This is a genomic window from Vibrio sp. 1-Bac 57, from assembly GCF_037546855.1.
In the GTDB taxonomy this organism is placed as follows: domain Bacteria; phylum Pseudomonadota; class Gammaproteobacteria; order Enterobacterales; family Psychromonadaceae; genus Psychromonas.
In genome coordinates this window covers 1-18,132 of record NZ_JALAAC010000052.1, presented here as the reverse complement: position 1 = coordinate 18,132, position 18,132 = coordinate 1, and the positions used below count along the sequence as shown (strand labels likewise).

Here is an 18,132-nt window from a genome sequence, read left to right as displayed (position 1 = left end):
AGTCTCAATCTTTTACTTAAATAATTAGGACTTTAGCTATCTATTTCTAATGACTAATAGCAAATAGCTACTTTGCAACCTGCATTTCGAATACTGTATATTGTATGCAATATCAAAGATACAAGATACTGCTGTGTGCGTCAATAGATACTCAAAATTTAGATTAAGGCTAATTTAATACCTTTAAGTATGCCTCGTTCATAAGTTCCCCTTATGCTCTAAGCACTTATTAGCTAGCGATGTGAGTTATTTGAAAGCCAACATTTAATAAAAAAATAAAACTAATAAAACACCTCGCAATAATTGACAGGTTATGTCATTGCCCTATAATTGCGCTCCTTATTACGTGCTTGTGATTATGAAATTGATAGTCTAATGAGCTTAAATGGGAAGCATGTTCAACACTCGATTTCTAATTGGTTGAATAAATCATGCGCTGCCCCCGCAACTGTGAAGGTATGACTCACTATTTATTTGAATAGCGATTATCACCCAGCCAGATACCAGCGTAATAACGTCACTGTCCATACTGCGGGTCGGCCGTTATGGAACGTAAAATCGCATTTATTAATAATAGATGGGCGTAATGGTGACGAGCCAAAGAAAGTTTTTGCTGCTCAGTGACTGTTATGTTGAATGATGATGTAAAACGGTATTGTTAAATATTGTTGTTAGGTAATGCTGTTATTAATGATTGTATTACCATCCTATAACTACATTTTTAATGCCCTCGTCCTATTCCTCTTCTGCTATCACTGTGTAAGCAACTTTCTCCATTACTAAACCCAAGGAAGAAACATGTTTACCCTTCGTTATACTTCGATAGCTGTTATCGCATTAAGTATCTGCAGTGCAAACTCATTGGCAGATGACGAAATAACATCATCACAAACTAGCCCACGTAAAAATATTTTAATTACCAAAGGGTTTAGTGCACCTAATGCAACCACGCAAAACTATAGTGGTGAGAATGTTGTCAGCATCGTGCCTAGTGACAGTGATATTAATAAAACTTTAGATCAATTAATTGCGGAAAATACGCCAGGATTTGTTCATACCAATTCCGGGACAGCCAAACATAATGCCAGCAATTATCACCGTGGCCTTTCTGATAAATATACTTTGTATTTATTAAATGGTGTGCCGTTTCCAACGTCAACCCTTGGTAGCCAGAACATTCCAACTATTCCCATGGAATCCATTGCATTAATTGAAGTTATCCGTGGCGCACAAGCATCTTTGTACGGTTCAAGCTCCTTAACCGGTGTGATCAATATCATTACTAAAACAGGTGACATGGCAGATACACAACTTAATATCAGTGCCGGATCTAACAATACTAAGCGAGTTGGTGCTGCTTATGCTAATAATTGGAATAATTTTCAGTTCATGACTTCATTTGATAGAGATCAGTCAGATGGGTACGATTTTATTGAAGACTCAAATGATGACTTTGGTTATGACGCTTATTCGATGAACAGTTATGCAGCTTATGTTACTGAGACAAACCGCTTCTCAATCGCGATCAATAATGCGACTTCTGACCTAGAAATCTATGAGTCATATCCTACTGTCGGTAAAGCTAAAACATCACAAGATACATTACAAATTACCGGTAAGTATATTCAACAATATACACAAAACCTATCATCTGAAGTTACGCTATCAACAGCAGAAGTAGATTTGAAGGCCGGCCACCCGGATGCAAGTAATGTTGATCATTATTCAACACGAGAAAACTTATTCCAACTTCACTTAAAAGGAGACTGGCAAGGGTTAACGGTTAATCTTGGAGGTGAGTTCATACAGTCCACCTACAAATCAAATGAAAATGGTAATGACCGTGATCAAGGTGCAGTATACTTAGCATTCAGCCACTACTTAACAGATTATTTGAATATTTCAGGCGGTATTCGTCATGATCATTATTCTGATTTTGGTGATGCCCTAACCTACTCTGCAGGATTTTCATTATTTGAAACGGCCAGCATCAACTATAAAACTTCTTTCACCGCTCCCTCTTATAATGACCTATATTGGCCAGGCAGCGGCAACCCAGATTTAGAGTCAGAAGAAGGTGAAATTTTAGAACTTTCATTAACACATGACTTCGATACTCAATATGCTTACATTCCATTAAAACTTAATTTTTACACCGGTTCATTAGATAATAAAATTCAGTGGGCCCCTATTTCAGTGGGCTCTTGGGATTGGTCTCCGTTTAACATAGGTGAAGTTAAAATAAAAGGTGTGGAGCTTTATACACAGTATAGTGCCAATGCCTATGCCTTTGATATTGCAGTCGCTTACTCTGAAAGTATTGATCAAGACACTAATCAGCAACTAGATAACGTACCAAAATGGTCTGGCTCTTCAAGCGTTGAATATTATCTCACTAACAAGCTTAAACCTAAATTTACCTACACCTACGTAGGCAAACGTACGACATCCTCTGATGAGTTACAAGAAGTGCATCTGCTCAGCTTAGCAATGACCTATCAGTTAAATCAGCATATTAACCTTGGAGTTAATCTAAACAATATTACTGACAATGATAAGCAACTGCATAATGGGTATAATGCGGAAGGCAGAACAGTGCAATTTACAATAGGCGCACAACTGTAATTCAACAGTCAATTAATGATTAATTATCCATTTAATAATCAGCTATCACTAAATAGTGAATGGTTGAGGATCATGGCCTAAATTAAGGAGATAAAAATGAACAACAAAAAGCTCGTTATTTTTATTCTCCTTATCATTGTATTGGCAGTGCTTACTAATACAAAGCAGGGTCAATTATTTGCATTATTAAATCCTACACAAACTAACTTTACCACCCAAGTGGAAGGTGAAAAATTTCCACTAACATTACATGATCCAAGTGGTATTCAATATACACTAGCAACGCCGCCACAACGTTTAATATCAACCACTCTCGCAACGGATCATATTCTCTCAGATTTAGTTCCTCAGCAGCGTTTAGTCGGGGTAAGCAGTTACGTAGATTACCCTAGCCTATCCAATATTGTGGACTTTTATGACTCAACTATTGTACGTGCCAAAACAGAAATAGAATCGATTTTATCAAGACAACCTGACTTAGTGTTTGTCGCCTCTTATAGCGATCCAGAAACAGTGCGCTATCTGTTAAGAACAGGGATTGCAGTAGTGCGACTCAGTGAATTTAATACCTTTAACGATATCATTAATAATATTGAGTTGGTTGCAACAGTTACCGAAAGCCAAGCGCAAGCAAGTTTAATAATCAAAGACTTACGCGCTCGACTAAGCTTTATCAAGCAGCAAGTAAGCACCCTGCCAAAGCCACGCGTGCTATATTATGATTTAAATGGCTATAGTGTAGGTGGAAATGCTTTGATGAATGAGGCCATCAATATTTCAGGTGGAATAAACGTCGCAGAGGGTCAAATACCCGATGGAGAACATAAAATCAGTGAAGAGTTAGCCATCTCACTGCAACCCGATGTGATTATTATGAATGAATGGGTATTTAATCAATCGCAAGGACAAGCAAGTCCCGTAAATATCCTAATCAACAAAAAAGCCTGGGCAAATGTACCTGCCGTCCTAAATAATCAAGTTTATGCAGTACCTGGCACCTGGCTACGTAGTGTTTCACAACATAGAATCAAAGGCGTAGAAGCCATAGCTTCTATTCTTCATCCCAATATTAGCCAATATGATGAGAACAACCATGCTCAATAGTCCCCTCAGTAAACAACTTTTTATCGGATTATTAGCCGCTTTATTTTTAGTTTTAGCGCTACTGGCTATATTGCAAGGTCCTGTAGATCTGAATATCAACACTGTGGTCGAAATACTCAAAGCACAGCTCGTTAATTATTTGCCCGAACACATTCTGAAGTGGCAACAAAGTATTATTATTGATGTTCGCTTACCACGTGTGATCATTGCAATGTTTGCCGGTGCCAGCTTAGCGCTATGCGGATTAATAATGCAGGGCATGTTCCGAAACCCTCTCGCATCCCCTTCTGTATTAGGCGTATCATCTGGTGCATCATTAGGCGCGGTGATTGCCATCTACTTCGGTTTTTCTTTATTTTCAGCATGGGCAATACCACTATTTGCATTTATTGGTGCGGGTCTCTCATTGAGCATTGTCTACCGTATCGCATCTAATCAGGGGCAAGCGAACATCGCCACCTTGTTGCTTGCAGGGGTTGCTATCAGCGCATTAAATGTCGCTGCTATCTCTTTGTTATTAGGGTTATCACTGAGTAATTGGGATGTTGCACGAATGATTATTTATTGGACCATGGGCGGCTTAGACGGCAGAACCTGGGATCATGTTTTTATCATCCTCCCAATCATCTGTAGTGGCTTCATATTATTACTGTTTTACAATAAACCTCTGGATCTACTATTGCTTGGTGAACAGCACGCTTTATCCGTCGGTGTCGATGTAAAGCGTACTCGTCGTAATTTATTGATCATTAGTACTGCAATGGTAGGCGCTTCAGTTTCTGTGGTGGGAGGGATCGGCTTCATAGGCTTAGTGGTGCCACATATATTACGCTTGATACTTGGGCCGTCGCATCGTTATTTATTACCCGCCTGCTTATTCGGTGGTGCAATTACCTTACTCAGTGCAGATTTATTTTTAACATTATTTTTTAAAGCATCTGCAATCCCATTGGGAGTTATTACTGCCGGCCTTGGCGCACCGTTTTTCTTATTTCTACTGATTAGACAACGTGTGGAGATAAACTAATGATCCTGAAAAAATCGACCCTATTACCGCAAGGAGTAAAACCAGCACTCTTATCAACTCAAGATCTATGTTTTGCCTATGATAGCAACACACAACTTTCAAACATTAACATAACCTGTTATTCGGGCGAATTTATTGGCTTAATTGGCGCTAATGGAGCAGGAAAAAGTACACTCCTTAAACTATTACTTGGATTACTACCGGTAAATAAAGGTAGTATTGAAGTTAACGGACAAACACTCAAAAAACTAAAGCGACGAGAAATAGCCAAGCAAATCGCATTTGTACCACAATCATTTGACCTGCCCTTTGCATTTACCGTTCAAGAAATTGTGATGATGGGCAGAAACCCTTATTTAGGGCCTTTTCAGCTTGCAACAAACAATGACCAAAGCATTGTAAAAGAAGTACTAAGTATTACAGATACAGTGCATCTACAAGATCGTAAAGTGAATCAACTATCTGGTGGTGAAAAACAACGCGTCATAATTGCACGCGCTTTGGCGCAACAATGTAAATGTATTTTATTGGATGAACCTATCGCAAGCTTAGATATCTGCCATCAGTTTGAAACGCTAGATTTGATCCAGTCATTAACTAAGCAGGGTAAATTAGCAATCACAGCCATCCATGATCTAAACTTAGCCGCACGTTATTGCTCACGGTTAATATTATTGGGTAAGGATCAACAGGGTGATATTTGCATCGTCGCCGATGGTTCACCAGTAAAGGTTTTAAGTCAAAAAAACTTAAAGGATTGCTTTAATATCAGAGCTGATATCATTCACCAACAGCAATCGATACAATTACACAACATAACGCCTATTGCTAGAAGTTAACTATTTTAACACTAGGTAAAAGCATTAAAGCGAGTACTTTTAAAATGCTAAAACGAGGCTTTAAACAGTTGATATTTATAGGCAAGATCGGTCGACTTGAACACAGCCATAACAATAACCATAAATTAAAAAAGCCTATTCAGTTTAAAACTCTGAATTTTTCTTTTTTTTAGTTTTTTATGCTGAAAGTAAACTAAATACAATCATTAATAATTGCGAATATCATTTATGATGCATTTTCTCATACATGATCATTTTAGGATAAAAGATGAAAGTTTTAATATTAGGTTCTGGTGTAATAGGTGTAACGAGCGCTTGGTATTTAGCTAAGTCAGGCCATGATGTAACCGTGGTTGACAGGCAGTCAAGTGTTGCAAATGAAACAAGTTTTGCCAATGCAGGTCAAATATCCCCTGGATATTCAGCACCTTGGGCAGCGCCAGGCATTCCAGTTAAAGCAATGAAATGGTTGATGCAAGAACTTGCTCCACTAAAAATCAGTATTAAAGATCTCGATACCGAGACATTAAGTTGGATGACTAAAATGATCGCCAATTGCAATACTAAAGATTACCACATCAATAAATCTAGAATGATGAGAGTAGCCGAATACAGCCGCGACTGTTTACGTACACTGAGAAAAGAAATTGATATAGAATATGACCATCGTACAAAAGGCACATTACAAGTATTCCGTACCGCTAGCCAAGTAAAAAGCTCTAAAAAAGATATTGAAGTACTCGCTGAATGTGGCGTTGAACATAAAATACTGACAGCGGATGATTGCTTAGCCTACGAACCAGCACTTAAACATACTATCCACAAAATTGTTGGTGGTATTCAACTGCCTAATGATGAAACAGGTGATTGCCACAAATTTGTTACTGAATTAGCGAAAAAGTGTGAACAATTAGGTGTTAAGTTTGTCATGGATACTAAGATTGAAAAAATCAATAAACAAGGCGATCAAATCACCAGTGTTTCAACCAGTAAAGGTGAAATGACAGCAGATGCATATTTAATGGCTCTGGGGTCATACTCAACACATATGCTGGCAAATGTAGGTATAAGAGTGCCTGTTTATCCGATTAAAGGGTATTCATTGAGCCTGCCGATAGAAGATTACTCTGCAGCACCTGAATCAACTATCATGGATGAAACTTATAAAGTAGCGATCACACGTTTGGGTGAACGTATTCGTGTAGGTGGCACAGCTGAAATCACTTCTTATAACTTAGCATTATTAGAAAAGCGTCGTAAAAATATCGAGTTTTCTATAGCGGATTTATTTCCTCATGCCGGTGATTTACAAAAAGGCGAATTCTGGACGGGCTTAAGACCGATGACACCAGATGGCACACCAATTTTAGGTAAAACAAAGATTGATAACTTATTCTTGAACACAGGTCACGGCACTTTAGGCTGGACAATGTCAGTCGGTTCAGCGAAATTTGTGAGTGATGTTATCAATAGTCAAACGCCGGATATTGATAGTGAAGGTTTATCAGTAGATCGTTACGCACGTTAGGAGAAATCATGGCTAGATCAGCAACAGCAGTTATTAAATTAAGTGCGATTAAACAAAATTATTTATATGCAAAATCGCTTGCTGCTCCAGCTAAAGCGATTGCAACAATCAAAGCTAATGCATACGGACACGGCGCGATTGAAGTAGCCAATGCGTTAGCCGATGTTGCCGATGCATTTGGTGTCGCCTGTATTGAAGAAGCCAAAGAATTACGTGATGCAGGGATTAAAAAACCTATTTTATTGCTCGAAGGTTTCTTTACCGCTGATGAACTCAGCTACATCAGTGAAAATAACATCTGGTGCGCAATACATCATCAGTATCAGTTAGATGCCTTAAAACAAGCAACACTTAGCCAGCCGATTAACGCTTGGTTAAAAATGGACTCTGGTATGCATCGCTTAGGCTTTTTACCTGAAGAGTATGCAGATGCTTTTCAACAATTAGCAGCCACGAGTCAAGTGAATAATATTGTCCATATGAGTCACTTTTCATCGGCGGATGATTTAACGTCATCACTAACTGAGCAACAAACTAAATTATTTATAGAGACAATTGGTGATTTACCCGGAGAAGTCAGTATCGCTAATTCACCGGCAGTGTTGAGAAAAGCTATCCCCAACAGAAGCCAATGGGTACGCCCTGGTATTGTTATTTATGGCGCATCACCTATTGATGAAAGTAAGTTAGAAAAGCCATTAGCACCAGCAATGACTTTTCAAGCAAAAGTGATCTCGGAGCGTACCATCAGTAAAGACGAAAGCGTCGGTTATAACGCCCTGTGGACAGCGGATAAAACAACTAAAATAGGCACAGTGTCAATTGGTTATGCAGATGGTTACCCCAGACATGCTAAAACTGGAACGCCGGTATTAATCAATGGTAAACAAAGCCAAATATTAGGCCGAGTTTCTATGGATATGTTGATGGTAGACTTATCAATGTTTGAGCAAGAAAGCTGTATTGGGTTTGATGTCGAACTTTGGGGTGAGAACATTACCGTAAATCAAGTTGCAGAATGTGCAGATACCATCTCCTACACCTTATTTTGCGGTCTAACCCGTCGAGTCAGTAAGTCATATATCGATTAATAGTAGTACTTCTTTAACAGTAATAGTTGCTTATTTTTTAAGAGTAACTATTGCTTAATAAACAGCTATTCGATCATCGTCATACGTGATCAAATAGCTGTTATTAAAAAATTTGCTATTGTTCAAATGCTTTTTGTTGATCTGTTCAGATTTTATAGAGTTCCAATCTATACAAAATCGATAAGCTAAGCCCATAAAAAAGTGGACACCTCGTTCAACAACAATATCCACCTTCCCCCACTTTGAATTTTCCCCTTTTACAGCGCGCTTTCTCTGGTCATTAATTCAATTTAGCAAAACCAAACAAGACATTTTTAATAAAGTATAGCGGTGTAAATACCGTCACCTGAAGACTTAAACGAACATCTTAAATATCTCTTCATAATCAGAGAAGGGATCATAAAAAGCATTTTTATCATTGATCCGCGCTCGTAACTCAGCTTTAAGACTTTTTACCGTGGTGCAGTCACGAATAAATCCATCTATTGCTGCGCACTCACAGTCCAATTCGTGACAATGAGCTTCCATCCCTTCTTGGACCAATTTTTTACTACGCGCTTTAAACTTGCGCCAAACTACGGTTTCAATTTGATCATTATGTTGTAACGCGCGATATTCTGCATTTAGGTTCCGTACTTTTTCCTCTAATAAAGGCAACAGATTGGCTAATGTTGCTTTATCAAACGTCGGATCGTCGTCAAAGTGAGTGAGGTATAATTGCAATATGGCAAAGACATCTTTATGTCGACGTGCTTCAGCAAGGACTTGCATTTGTAAGTGCTTTTGTTGCTTTATTTGGAGATCTTGCTCTTTATCAGGATGTAATTTAGACGCTAACCGTTTATACATCTTATTGAGCTGACTCCCTTTAAACAGCTTATCTAACTCACTATGTTTAAGTTGTTCCTCTGCCTTGTCTTCCTCATCATCTTGATGGAAGCGTTGATAGAAATCGTCGAAAAAATGGTCGTCAAAGGGCGTTTCATCATCCTCTTCAAGTTCATCAATCTCTTCAGCCTCTTCAGACGCCTCATGCGCATCCAGATACTCATATATTTTCTGAGGATCTAATATCAATGCTTTTAATTGTTCGTCACTCAAGTCGAAATCAATCTCAAATTCAGCGTTTAGTGAGGCTTTCATAAGTTCGACTTCAGTTGATGACATTTTGTCAAGTTGTTGCTCTTGACTCATCACTAGCAGTGCTTTTACTCGTGTATTTAACGCTTCAAACTCCTCTGAAGAGTTAAAAGGATGATCCTGTAAATAACTCAACTCTTCTAAGATCCAATCAGTCAACTCTACGCGCTCGGTCTCTGACAAGGATTTACGAGGAAGAAAACTGGCAAGGTGATCCACTTTTGAGCTCAGCCACCTTATTTGCATTTGTTCATAAGGCAACACGACCTCTTCAAATTGCTGATAATTAATGGCCAGTTTTTTGGTAAAAGAAGCATTGCGTTTTTGATGCTTTTCAATCTTTTGCCACAAGCTTTGCAATTTATTATCAGATTTTTTATTCGACGGTGTTTGTACAATATTTTTAAGTGAAGATAGCTGTGTCATTGAACTGTTCCCGGTTAGGTTGCCATACCCTTATATGCTAACATTAAGTGTTGTTTTTTCACATTTATCTTGTCGTTAAACTTGAAGCCTCGTAACCAATGTAAGTAAAGTAAAAAGCTGTAAAGTTGTAAATCACCAATTTTTTCAAGATGTTATTATGGGAATAACCATCATTCCCCCCTGTGTCAGTCTAGTCAATATCAGCATTTAGGTTAAAACTAATAATGTGTCAGAGACAAGGTGAAATCAACGTTAATAACCATCAAGCCGCTACGACAGCGAAGACGAGCTAAAACCTCAAGCCAATTCACTAATACAAAACGCTTAGCCTTCCCACACATAGCATTTAGTACTGCTTAAATGGCCACAATAAAACATTACTCAATGTGGCTACAACTTGCCCACCGTAAAGTTTTCCCAAATCATCAATGGCTTTTAGCAAAGACAAACAGGATGTTTGGCTTAGGCTCGTTTGGCACATGGATGTGCCGTAAGAGCCGGTGCGCCATAAAAGCCATTTATTATTTGGAGCAGAAAACGCCTCGGTGTCAGTCTCTTTGCTTACTTTATCTTCTGACTAAGAGAAAGTAAAGTCGCCGACAGGGCGAAAACACTGTTAATAGAAGCCAAATTGCCTCGACGAGTGCAGACGAGCTAAAACCCAAAGCAAACTCATACAAAAATATTGCCCAAGCCCGAAGCTGCCACAATAAAACATTAACTCATCGTGGACGTAAACCCCACCGTAAAGTTTTCCCAAATCATCAATGGCTTTAGCAAAACCAAACAGGATGTTTGGATTAGGCTCGTTTGGCACATGGATGTGCCGTAAGAGCCGGTGCGCTATAAAAGCCATTTATTATTTGGAGCAGAAAACGCATCGGTGTCAGTCTCTTTGCTTACTTTCTCTTCTGACTAAGAGAAAGTAAAGTCGCCGATAGCGCGAAACCAATGTTAATAATGATCAAACTGCCACGACGAGCGCAGACGAGCTAAATACATTAACAATGAATAATAATCAAAATACCTCGACGAGCGCAGACGAGTAAAAACCACTAACAATCACTATGAATAATGATCCAAACTGCCTCGACGAACCCTAGCGAGTTAAAACCACTAATAATAACTATGAATAATCATCAAAGTGACACGACCAGTCCAGACGAGCGCCAACTAATCCCCGTCCCCATGAAAACTTTACACTCCCACTGTAAACTTTACTGACACCACTTATGCCAACATTAATAAAAAACAAACAATTCAAATAAAAACAACAACTTAAAAGTTGGCACAACTCTGGCAATACCCCTATTACAAACATCAATTAAAAACTAAAGAAGGAGAGTCACATGTTAGGTTGGGCATTTACTTTTTTTATCGTCGCTATCATTGCAGGTGTTTTAGGTTTTGCGGGTATAGCAGGTGCAGCAGCCGGTGTTGCTAAGATAATATTCTTTGTATTCATCGTATTATTAGTCATCTCTTTAATTGCAAACGCATTAAGAGGACGAACACCAAAACTGTAAATAGGCATTTAAATTTATATAACACCATTTAGCCTAGTATGTATTTAATAGAGTATTAAGTAACGATTTATTTAAACAAACATCATATCCAACATTTTATTTTTAACGGAGAAACAATATGAACTTCAACAAAAAGAAATCACTATTAATGTTAACACTAGCGGCGACTTTAGGTTTAGCAGCATGTAGTGAAAATAATGAGAAAACCGCTGGAGAGCATCTTGATGAGACCACTGCTGAAGCAAAAAGTATGGCAGAGAAAACTGGTGATAATATTAGTTCAATCGTTTCAGGCGGTAAAGATGCAGCAAGTGATGCAGGCGATGCAATAGAAGAAGCTGCAACTGATACAGGTAATGCCATTGAAGATACTTGTGAAGATGTAAAAGAAGAACTAGGTGCTGAAAACAAAGATTGTTAATCTGCAACTTTTACTAAAAAAAGCATAACTACAAATTAAAGCCCCCCTGTAAAACCAGGGGGGTTAAATGCTTAAAAGAAATTATGCAGCTTTATTTTTTGTTCTAGAAAAAAACAGAGCAAGTAATGCAAAGCCTAATAAAATAAATAGTCTAGGCTCTGGAACAGAAACTTGAGCGTTCAATGTAATGTCATCAACTAAAAAGTTATTACCAAAACCTAATCTTAACTCATCAATTTGACCAAGCTGCCCCGTATAATACTCGTAGCTTCCGTTTAAACTGGTATCAACAGACCATACCAAAGCACCATCATTGTACCCTTGTATAAAGCCAAATAATGAATCATTTCCATTAGAGTCTATGGATGTTCTCCATTTTTTAGCCCATAAACCATCAAAGGTGAAATCCAGATTATTTTCTTCCGTAATAACGCCTACACCGTAGTTGTTGTTTAAAAGAGCAAAGTCTCCGCTATTTGCTCCATAGTTCCAGCGACTTGACTCCAGATCTATCCAATCTAATGTACTAGAAAAATTGAATCCATTATATACCCATCTCACTTCAAGATGCAGGCGTTAGCTTTTGAAAGTTGTCATTAATTCGACTCGATAATGAGTCTCCTATCTCAGGAAGTTTACTTTCAAAAAACTGATCAATCTGTTCTCGAAATTCTTGGGCACTAGAAAAATATTTATTATTTCTCACATGTTCATTCATTACTTTCCACAGTCGCTCTATTGGATTCAAATTGGGGCTGTAAGGTGGTAAATAATGAAGTTGAATATTAAGCTCATTCGCTTTGTTTTTTACTATATTTGACCGATGATAAGCTGCGCCATCGAGTACCAAATGAATACTCAGCTCCGGCGGATGTTGTGCCCTCAATTCTGCTAAGAAAATATTAATATAATCACTATTTACTTTTTCATAACGTTTAACAATCGCCGAACCAATTTCGCTTAAGTTAATAGCGCCAATAATATTTAATCGTGTTCGACTTCCCGTTGTCTCAATACTTTTATCTTGGCCAGTTTGGATCCACCCACATGCTACTTTAGTCGCCTGAGTTGGATGCATTGCATCCATAAACAAAATAGGTGACTTACCTGCGGTAGCTTTGAGTTGTTTGTAATACTCGATAAATTCAGCTTGTTTATCGGCATCAAATTTATGAGGAACACCTTTTGGATATTTGTAACTAAATTTATGCTGATGCAACCATTTATTCAGTCCAGAAACACTAAATGAGATATTCCAAGTATCGAAAACGTAATCAATGATTTGGTAAGAATATCGATAAGTATTATTGGATAAATGAAGTATCAAAGATTCTGTTTGAGCAACAGATAAATAACCGTGAGAGCCACCATTTTCAGGTTTTAATTTGCCCGTCGCAAGATATTCATTGATATGTCGATTAACACTTGTCTCATGAATGAGTAAAGCTTCCGCAATCTGACTAGTAGACCACCCATTTGAATGGTGGATAATGGCTTTAATACGATCACAAACACGCTTATCACGAGTTTCGTGATGTAACTGCATTAATTTATGCTTTTGGTCAGAAGTGAGGTTTATTTTTTGCATTGAGGTAGCATGATCCTCATTAAGCTAAAAATCAAGCATCTTCATTGATCACGGGTATATCCATGGCAACACTGCATTACGCCCTGAATCAGAAGGTACTGATAAACGTAATTTAGCACTAAGCTTCCCTTGCATTTGATGAGCAGCAATTTTACCTTGCTCTAAACTATCCAGAGCCTGCCGACAATGAAACAGAAACTGCTCACCTTCCGCAGTAATTCGTAATTGTCTTGTGGTCCTTACTAATAATTGTACATCCAATTGTTGCTCTAATCGCTTAAGAGCAGAGCTAACTGCCGCAGGTGTAATATCTAACTGTTTAGCAGCTTCAGTGATTTTACCTGTTTCTACAATTCGAATAAAAAGATTAAGGTCTGAGATATTCATTATTAACTTATTTTTAATAGTATTTATATTTTCAACATGTTTTAGTTTAATAAAAAACATTCATAATGTCTTTATTGATTCAATAATAATCTTAAATAAAAAATAGGTAAACATAATGACAGCAAGCTTTGACAACTCGTTTAACCGCCCTTTAACACTGCCTTGCGGTGCAATCGTTAAAAATAGAGTAGTAAAATCAGCCATGTCAGATTCTCTTGGCGATGGTGAAGGTAACGCAACCAAAGCACAAGCGAGACTATATGAAAAGTGGGCCCAAGGAGGCGTCGGTTTATCGATCATTGGAGAGGTGCAGATAGACTACCGTTACCCAGAAACACCTGGCAACTTGTTTCTCGGCTCAACATCAGATATCCAAGCATTACAATTGCTGACCAAGCAAGCTACTACTAATGGAGCGCACATATGGCCTCAGCTAGGTCATGCAGGAAGCCTTTCATACTCACTATTAAGTACCCCTAAAGGCCCTTCTCCCTTAAGTACAGATGACTTTAAATGTTCAGGTATGTCATTGGAAGAAGTACTTAACCTACCAGAGCAATATGCAAACGCAGCGAAAATAGCCAAACAAGCTGGTTTCACAGGGGTTCAAATACATGCTGGCCATGGATTTTTACTTAGCCAATTTTTATCACCACTTTTTAATCACCGACAAGATCAATATGGAGGTGATCTATCATCACGATGCCAAGTAATTATTGAAATCATCGATAAAGTACGCAAAGAAGTAGGCAAATCATTTCCTATTGGCATCAAAATTAATTCATCAGATCAACTTAAAGGAGGCTTAACTCAAGAGGAAGCTTTAGAAGCAATCAATATACTTGATAAGACATCTATTGATTTGATAGAAATAAGTGGAGGCTCTTATTTTCCAGGAGCAACATCAAGTTCTGATAGCGCCTCAAAAGGTCCTTATTTTATTGATTTTGTAAAAAAAGCAAGAAAGTACACAAGCATTCCATTAGTGGTTACCGGCGGCTTTAAAACTCGTCAAGAAGTAAATACAGCATTAACAAATAATGGGGCAGATATGGTTGGTCTAGCTAGAGCGTTAGTGTTGTTACCAAACCTAGTGAACAATTGGAATACGGAGTCAAATATTACTGTTGATTTCCCTAGGTTCACATCACCACCAGCAGGCGGAATAACAGCCTGGTACACAATGTGTATTACTGCGATAAGCAATGATCACGAAAATAGTTTTGACCTAGATCTTCATACAGCAATTAAGACCTATCAGGAACGAGACAAACGACGCTGTGTTAAATGGCAAGAGAAATTTAATTCATCAAAATAATCTTTAATACTAGATAACGAAATTATCTCTACACGTTGGTTATTAACCAAAATACTTCAAATACAAGGCATTTATATTTATGAAAAAAATTGGATTTATAGGTTTAGGAATTATGGGTAAAGCAATGGCTTTAAACTTAATTAAAGCAGGATTTAGTGTCACAGTTTGGAACCGAGATCTAGACAAGTGTGCAGCGTTAGTTGCAAAAGGAGCCCATCAAGCTATTAGCCCTAGAGAACTGGCTGAAACCTGTGATATCACTTTTACCATTGTTTCAGATCCAGAGGCCGCATTAGCAATCTGTGAAGGTCCTAATGGTGTTGTTGCAGGAATAGGAAATGGACGCAGCTATATTGATATGTCGACCGTTGATGATGCAACTTCACAAACCATTGCAAAAGCAATAACAGAAGCTGGAGGTCGTTTTCTTGAAGCACCGGTTTCTGGAACCAAAAAACCAGCTGAAGACGGTACTTTAATTATCTTAGCCGCCGGTGATGAGTCACTTTATAAAGATGCATTACCTGCATTTAATGCAATGGGGAAAATGTCGCCGTATATTGGAGAAGTAGGACAAGGCGCAAAAATGAAACTCGTAATAAATATGATTATGGGTGGTATGTTGAGCATATTCAGTGAAGGCATGTCTTTAGGCTTAAAAGCAGGTCTTAATGGGTCACAAATTCTTGATATTTTAGGGGCTGGGGCCATCTCAAACCCAATGTTTAAAGGTAAAGGAGAAATGTTATTGGCAGAAAATTATACAACAAGTTTTCCTCTAAAACATATGCAAAAAGATTTACGCTTAGCAACTGAACTAGGCGAACAATTAAATTTAGCTTTACCTACTGCTACAACTTCAAATGAAATGTTTAAACAAGCAATTCAAGCGGGTTTTGCGGATCAAGATATTGCAGCTATTTTTAAGATATATCAATAAAAGAATAGTTCGTAATTAAAAAATGGGTTTAATGTCTGCCTAAGAAACATTCAAAAGTTGGCTCTTAAGCACATGCTTTAAATCTGTTACAAATAGTAACCGCAAGGTAAATATTAAGGGGAAATCTGAGCATATTTTTCGATACTACCGAATTGCAAAAAATAACAAAAAAACTTGATCAACAAAGTATTTACAGAGTCTATTTATGAAGCAGGTAAAATGTTATTTTTTGCAATCGTAACAGGTTTATCAAGTCTTTTGAGTCAGTGGTATCACACTGCGCACAGCTTAGCGGAATAAATTAGTTGATACCGTGATCAATTCAAATTGGTAACATTTATACCATTAATCCGCATAAACGCCTGGTGAACTACTCAGCCATAAATGACTGAGCTTCAAAGAAAGAGACCTAAGCAACTAACTTTTCTTTTTTTACGCTTCGTTGGCGACTGCTAGTTGAGCTTTTGGCTCGGCTAGTCTTACATTTACCTCCACGTACACTATCTGACTTAGTGACTAAAACACCCTTGTCAGACAACACCGTTCCAGTGTCTAAAATAAGATTAATCGCCCGTTTCTTAATAACCAATGACGCATTATTGTCTGCGTTGTCAGTATTTCCACAGCGACCACACACAAACAAATCTTGTGAGTTTCGGTTGCTCGGGTGAGTGTGATCGCATTTAGCGCACTCCTGACTGGTGTATGGGGCGGGGATCTTGAATACTGCCTTACCCGCTTGGTAAGATTTATACTTTGTATATAACTCGATTACATGCCAACCAACATTTAAAATAGCTTTGTTAAGTCCTGTTTTTTGCTTGGCTTTGTTGGATGTAAATCTGCCTTGCTCGTCTTGCTTCGCTTTTGGCCTACGTACCATGTTAGATGTTTTAAGCGCCTCGAATACAATCACTTTAGCCTTGCTGTCTACCAACGAGCGACTTGTTTTATGAGCAAAGTCATTTCTAATATTGGCTTTTTTGGCATGATGATTAGCAATGCGATACTTAGTCTTTTTTCTTCGATTTGATGTTAGCTTTTGGCGTGCCATTTTACGCTGTAAACGCTTAATGTAACGATCAGCGTTATCTATCTTGTTTTTTTGGTTTTTAGAGTAGTCAAAAGACTGATAGCCAGCATGAACAGGGATTGCAATGCCTCTATCTATACCAATAACGTTTTTCTCTAAATAGTCTTTTGTTGAACCCTGGAGGAATTTTAAGTGCTCTGCATTGGTTGATAGTTGTGATTCATCTTTTTCATTTTCATAACAAAAAGACACATAATATTGACCACGTTCTTTACGTAGATATAGAGAATTTGGGATCTCGAATTTACTATGTGCTTTAAACGATAAGTAACCAATATTATTGGTCTTCGTACCAATGAATAAACGCACATTTCCATCTTCACAATGTTCAAAGCGAAATACTTCACGGGTTAGATGAATACTGCCACGATCTGCTTTAGGCTTGCTCTTGGGTCTTCCACCTAAGCCTTTCATAAACTTCTGGTAGGTCTGATACCAGTTAACTGCGCTGTTGCGAATGATTTGGCTGGGACACTTAGATAGCCAAGGCGTTAGTTCTTTAGATTTAAACTGTGATGTTTTTTGATCAATAGGAGCATAAGTACCCATCGGATAATACTTACGTGCAAACGTTCGATAATACTTTTCTTCACTTACCTTGGCATTCCAAACCAAACGCGCACACCCCATCCACTGACTTAAAATCAGCTTTTGGTTTGATGTTGGGTTTGCTTTTAGCTTGATACCTGTTAACACGAAGACAACCTGTTTATTGAACAATGACCTGGTCAACTGAATTCAGTCACCCTAGTTAAGTTCTTTAAGCTACTTCTTTTAATGGTTTATCCATACGCTCAAATTCATTGGGACTTTGATAATTTAAGTATGAATGCATCCGCTGGCTGTTGTACCACATTGTGATGTAATTCAACACATCTTGCTGAGCTGCATAACGCGTTCGGTAATTACGCCAGTGAACTCTTTCCTGTTTCAAACTGCCGAAAAAGCTTTCTGCTACTGCATTATCCCAGCAACATCCTTTTTTGCTCATACTGCCTACAAACTTATGTAACCTCAGTATCCGCCTATATTGATGGCTCGCGTATTGAACGCCTTGATCTGAGTGTATTATCAATCCT

At 38.1% G+C, this 18,132-nt stretch carries 16 protein-coding genes and 1 riboswitch; of the genes, 10 read left to right on the top strand and 6 right to left on the bottom strand.

What is annotated here, in order from left to right; all coding sequences use genetic code 11:
• The first annotated feature begins 327 nt into the window (after nucleotides 1-327).
• A riboswitch (cobalamin riboswitch) is annotated at nucleotides 328-526 on the top strand.
• Between the two features lie 272 nt (nucleotides 527-798).
• The 6 genes from MT391_RS19560 (at nucleotide 799) to alr (ending at nucleotide 8,214) form a co-directional block, all read left to right on the top strand.
• The gene (locus tag MT391_RS19560; protein ID WP_499499690.1) at nucleotides 799-2,625 is read left to right on the top strand and encodes a TonB-dependent receptor plug domain-containing protein; all 1,827 of its coding nucleotides are present in this window, start codon (nucleotides 799-801) and stop codon (nucleotides 2,623-2,625) included.
• Nucleotides 2,626-2,721: 96 nt separating this feature from the next.
• Nucleotides 2,722-3,729 carry an ABC transporter substrate-binding protein gene (locus MT391_RS19555; protein ID WP_028868321.1) on the top strand — a complete coding sequence of 336 codons (1,008 nt, stop codon included), beginning with the start codon at nucleotides 2,722-2,724 and terminating at the stop codon, nucleotides 3,727-3,729.
• Nucleotides 3,719-4,756: a FecCD family ABC transporter permease gene (locus MT391_RS19550; RefSeq protein WP_028868320.1), complete on the top strand. Its 1,038-nt coding sequence runs from the start codon at nucleotides 3,719-3,721 to the stop codon at nucleotides 4,754-4,756. Before MT391_RS19555 ends, MT391_RS19550 begins: the two co-directional genes overlap by 11 nt.
• On the top strand, nucleotides 4,756-5,595 hold the full coding sequence (locus MT391_RS19545) for an ABC transporter ATP-binding protein (RefSeq protein WP_499499688.1): 840 nt from the start codon (nucleotides 4,756-4,758) through the stop codon (nucleotides 5,593-5,595). The genes MT391_RS19550 and MT391_RS19545 overlap by 1 nt, the downstream gene beginning before the upstream one ends.
• A gap of 268 nt (nucleotides 5,596-5,863) precedes the next feature.
• The gene (locus MT391_RS19540) at nucleotides 5,864-7,123 is read left to right on the top strand and encodes a D-amino acid dehydrogenase (protein ID WP_182689764.1); all 1,260 of its coding nucleotides are present in this window, start codon (nucleotides 5,864-5,866) and stop codon (nucleotides 7,121-7,123) included.
• An 8-nt stretch (nucleotides 7,124-7,131) separates the two neighbouring features.
• Nucleotides 7,132-8,214 carry an alanine racemase gene (gene alr / locus MT391_RS19535; protein WP_499499686.1) on the top strand — a complete coding sequence of 361 codons (1,083 nt, stop codon included), beginning with the start codon at nucleotides 7,132-7,134 and terminating at the stop codon, nucleotides 8,212-8,214.
• A gap of 354 nt (nucleotides 8,215-8,568) precedes the next feature.
• On the opposite strand, the gene MT391_RS19530 is transcribed toward alr, so the two are convergent.
• On the bottom strand, nucleotides 8,569-9,780 hold the full coding sequence (locus MT391_RS19530; protein WP_499499685.1) for a hypothetical protein: 1,212 nt from the start codon (nucleotides 9,778-9,780) through the stop codon (nucleotides 8,569-8,571).
• A 1,349-nt stretch (nucleotides 9,781-11,129) separates the two neighbouring features.
• Between MT391_RS19530 and MT391_RS19525 the strand changes: the two genes are divergently transcribed.
• A complete protein-coding gene (locus MT391_RS19525; RefSeq protein ID WP_028868744.1) occupies nucleotides 11,130-11,306 on the top strand; it encodes a DUF1328 domain-containing protein in 177 nt (58 codons plus the stop codon).
• Between the two features lie 118 nt (nucleotides 11,307-11,424).
• Nucleotides 11,425-11,727 (top strand): hypothetical protein, encoded by a 303-nt coding sequence (locus MT391_RS19520; protein WP_499499684.1) that lies wholly within the window; start codon nucleotides 11,425-11,427, stop codon nucleotides 11,725-11,727.
• An 81-nt stretch (nucleotides 11,728-11,808) separates the two neighbouring features.
• Here MT391_RS19520 and MT391_RS19515 read toward each other — a convergent pair whose 3' ends face one another.
• From MT391_RS19515 to MT391_RS19505, 3 genes are read right to left on the bottom strand one after another with little or no spacing between them, the layout of a single operon-like run.
• Complete coding sequence (locus MT391_RS19515) at nucleotides 11,809-12,288, bottom strand: hypothetical protein (RefSeq protein ID WP_499499683.1); 480 nt, start codon at nucleotides 12,286-12,288, stop codon at nucleotides 11,809-11,811.
• A 1-nt stretch (nucleotide 12,289) separates the two neighbouring features.
• Nucleotides 12,290-13,315, bottom strand: a complete 1,026-nt coding sequence (locus tag MT391_RS19510) for an IS630 family transposase (RefSeq protein ID WP_499499682.1) — start codon at nucleotides 13,313-13,315, stop codon at nucleotides 12,290-12,292.
• Nucleotides 13,316-13,363: 48 nt separating this feature from the next.
• Nucleotides 13,364-13,762 carry a LysR family transcriptional regulator gene (locus MT391_RS19505; RefSeq protein ID WP_499499681.1) on the bottom strand — a complete coding sequence of 133 codons (399 nt, stop codon included), beginning with the start codon at nucleotides 13,760-13,762 and terminating at the stop codon, nucleotides 13,364-13,366.
• Nucleotides 13,763-13,817: 55 nt separating this feature from the next.
• Here MT391_RS19505 and MT391_RS19500 point away from each other — a divergent pair, with 55 nt between their 5' ends.
• Together MT391_RS19500 and MT391_RS19495 are read left to right on the top strand one after the other, a co-directional pair.
• Complete coding sequence (locus MT391_RS19500) at nucleotides 13,818-15,020, top strand: NADH:flavin oxidoreductase/NADH oxidase family protein (RefSeq protein ID WP_499499679.1); 1,203 nt, start codon at nucleotides 13,818-13,820, stop codon at nucleotides 15,018-15,020.
• A gap of 79 nt (nucleotides 15,021-15,099) precedes the next feature.
• Nucleotides 15,100-15,960, top strand: a complete 861-nt coding sequence (locus tag MT391_RS19495) for an NAD(P)-dependent oxidoreductase (RefSeq protein ID WP_499499678.1) — start codon at nucleotides 15,100-15,102, stop codon at nucleotides 15,958-15,960.
• 409 nt (nucleotides 15,961-16,369) lie between these two features.
• Here the strand turns inward: MT391_RS19495 and MT391_RS19490 are convergent, their stop codons facing one another.
• Nucleotides 16,370-17,749 carry an RNA-guided endonuclease InsQ/TnpB family protein gene (locus tag MT391_RS19490; RefSeq protein WP_499499677.1) on the bottom strand — a complete coding sequence of 460 codons (1,380 nt, stop codon included), beginning with the start codon at nucleotides 17,747-17,749 and terminating at the stop codon, nucleotides 16,370-16,372.
• 64 nt (nucleotides 17,750-17,813) lie between these two features.
• Nucleotides 17,814-18,132 (bottom strand): IS3 family transposase (locus MT391_RS19485; RefSeq protein WP_499499676.1); only part of this gene is annotated, 319 nt, incomplete at its 5' end.